Here is a 2,818-nt window from a genome sequence, read left to right on the forward strand (position 1 = left end):
CAGATACATTTGTCCTTCCTCGGTAGCAAACCATTCTACTACCGTTGCAGTTTCTTCGAGTGTTGCAATACCATCAACAACTTTTCTTATCGTTTCTTCAGATGGTCTTTCCATTTTTAATACGAATTATAATATAATATGTTAGTATTTTTCATATATTATTGACACACATAGTCTATGAAAGAATGATAAATAAAATACTTATTAACATTTTTCCTAAGTGAGCCCTTAATAGTTTAATTGATTGCGCATAATGAGTCTTTACCGTATGGATAGAAATTCCCATTTTATCAGCAATTTCTTGATTCGATAATTCTCCTTCCATTTTCAATAAACAAACCTGCCTTTTTTGTAGAGGCAACATCTCCAATGCTTTTCTGAAAAGCATCATTAATTCTTTTTGCTCAATAATATCCAATAGATTATCCTCATAAGACTCTACAGATAAAGCTAACTCATAATTCTTTTTTATAGCAGTATTATTATCTCTGATCTGGTTTAGTATATAGTTTTTCGTAATAGTATAAAGAAAATTCTTTAGGCTGGCTTTAATCTTAATATCCTTACGAAATTCCCATAATTTAGAAAAAACATGCTGAATGGCATCTTCCGACATATCTCTATCTTTCAGATATGTATATGCTAATAGATACAATTGTTTATGGTATCTATTATATACGATAGTAAAAGCCTCCTTATTACTTTTCTGTATCAAAAAGAATAAGTCAGAATCGTCCATCTGTTGATCTATACGCACATGTAGTTTTAGAGACATACTGAATTAAGAAAGGTTAACGATACAAATCTACTAATTTTATATATTCAAGACCAAAATGCTCAATAGCTTTTGTCCGAAAGTTTCTATAATTGATCTTTTTATCTAAATTTGCAAAGGAAGCCGCTTAAAACTGTATCAACACTTTATTTTATTTAAAATGAGGATTATATATATATCATCGTTGTCTTTATTGTTTACCTCGTGTAACTCGTCTTGGTTTGTAAATATAGGCATAATTGGCATTATGGCAATGTTCGGGATTATGTTATTATCATTTGCCTTAATGTTTTTCTTGATAGCACGTCGGAAAAAGAAAGGAGAAAAGAGCTTAGTTAAATTTAATAATGACCTATATTTTGCATTAAAAAAGTTAGATACTCCTCAACAGAAAGTAGATATGCTAAATACCCTCATCGAACGCATAAATAATGATGAAAAATATAAAAAAGATACCGAATGGCGAAATAAGGTGTTACTGAAAACATATGTACACCTTGCTACAGCATATTATCAGATGGGAGATGAAATGCGAACATTGAATGTATGTTCCGATATTATAGACCTCGATCCCAAAGACGCTATGTCATATTATAACCGAGGCTCAATATATAGCAATATGGGACTATACGATAAAGCTTTGTTAGATCTTGATAAAACAATAGACTTACAGCCCGATTATGCCAGTGCCTACAACAATCGTGGGTTAGTATATGAAAAACTTGAACATTACGACAAAGCCATACTTGATTATAACAAAGCCTTAAAGCTCGAAAATTCAGCGATAGCTTATTATAATAGAGGAAATACTTACTATGAAATGGAAGAATACAATAATGCGCTGCAAGATTACCAAACTGTAATAGAAATGTTAAATAACAACGATGATTCTGATCTAAGAAAAGAGGTAGAAACAAGCATTAAGATTGTAAAAAGCAAAATAGACCAATAAATAAGTATTGGCTAACCCACCTTCACTATTCAGATAATAAATATAGATATAACCTTTTCTCCAAGAATTAGGATTATGCTGTAGATTCGTTCTGCACAAAAGAAAGTCCGCGAAATCACCTTCGCAGACTTCCCAACCTTAACACAAACTTTACAAAACTACACAATAGAGTTGATTGCAGCCTGACTACTTGGTTCAAATGTATTTCAGGAACCAACTCTGTGTTTCTTTATATTGTATTTTTGATTGTAAATAACAAAGCGATCCTTCATTATTGAAGCGGTAATTTCACCTGACTCGATTGTATTTATCTCAAAAACGAATATTATCTCTATTTGCTCAGCAAAGATAGTAAATTTTACACATTAACAATAGATAATATCTATTTTTTTTCAAAATTAATCCTATTTTGAGATTTTACTTGCTTATTTCCTTTCTTAAGTATTCAGAAGTAAAGCTATTACCCTTTTTTACAATATCTTCGGGTTTCCCATAACCAACCACAGTTCCACCTCCAATTCCACCATCAGGTCCCATATCGATGATGTAATCTGCACTTTTTATTATATCTTGATTATGTTCTATAACGATTATTGTATTTCCTCTGTCAACAAGCTTATTAAGTACTCCGAGTAAAACTCGTATATCCTCAAAATGCAGTCCGGTAGTAGGTTCATCCAATATATAGATGGTATTCCCTGTATCTGTACGGGCTAGCTCGGTTGCAAGTTTCACACGTTGAGATTCCCCACCGGACAATGTGGTTGAAGGTTGTCCAAGTTTTAGATACCCAAGTCCCACTTCTTGCAATACTTTAATCTTATGTAGTATATTAGGAACATTCTCAAAGAACTCTACAGCCATATTGATGGTCATATCCAAAACGTCTGCTATTGATTTCCCCTTGAATCGCACCTCTAGCGTTTCTCTATTATAACGTTTGCCATGACATTCTTCACATTGCACATATACATCCGGCAAGAAATTCATTGCGATGGTTTTATAGCCGTTACCGCCACAAACCTCACAACGACCACCTTTCACATTAAAAGAGAAACGTCCGGCTTTATAGCCTCTTATTTTGGATTCTG

2 protein-coding genes and 1 pseudogene are annotated in these 2,818 nt (G+C 32.8%); 1 reads left to right on the plus strand and 2 read right to left on the minus strand.

Annotation, left to right across the window (positions count from 1 at the left end; translation table 11 throughout):
• Positions 1–175 precede the first annotated feature (175 nt).
• A complete protein-coding gene (locus LDB17_RS09650) occupies positions 176–775 on the minus strand; it encodes an RNA polymerase sigma factor (protein WP_252639107.1) in 600 nt (199 codons plus the stop codon).
• A 160-nt stretch (positions 776–935) separates the two neighbouring features.
• Here LDB17_RS09650 and LDB17_RS09655 point away from each other — a divergent pair, with 160 nt between their 5' ends.
• A complete protein-coding gene (locus LDB17_RS09655; RefSeq protein WP_252639106.1) occupies positions 936–1,727 on the plus strand; it encodes a tetratricopeptide repeat protein in 792 nt (263 codons plus the stop codon).
• Positions 1,728–2,144: 417 nt separating this feature from the next.
• On the opposite strand, the pseudogene LDB17_RS09660 reads toward LDB17_RS09655, so the two are convergent.
• A pseudogene (locus LDB17_RS09660) lies at positions 2,145–2,818 on the minus strand (excinuclease ABC subunit UvrA); the annotation flags it as partial.

Origin of the sequence: Dysgonomonas sp. Shenzhen-Wh21, assembly GCF_043392705.1 — a bacterium.
Lineage (GTDB): Bacteria > Bacteroidota > Bacteroidia > Bacteroidales > Dysgonomonadaceae > Dysgonomonas.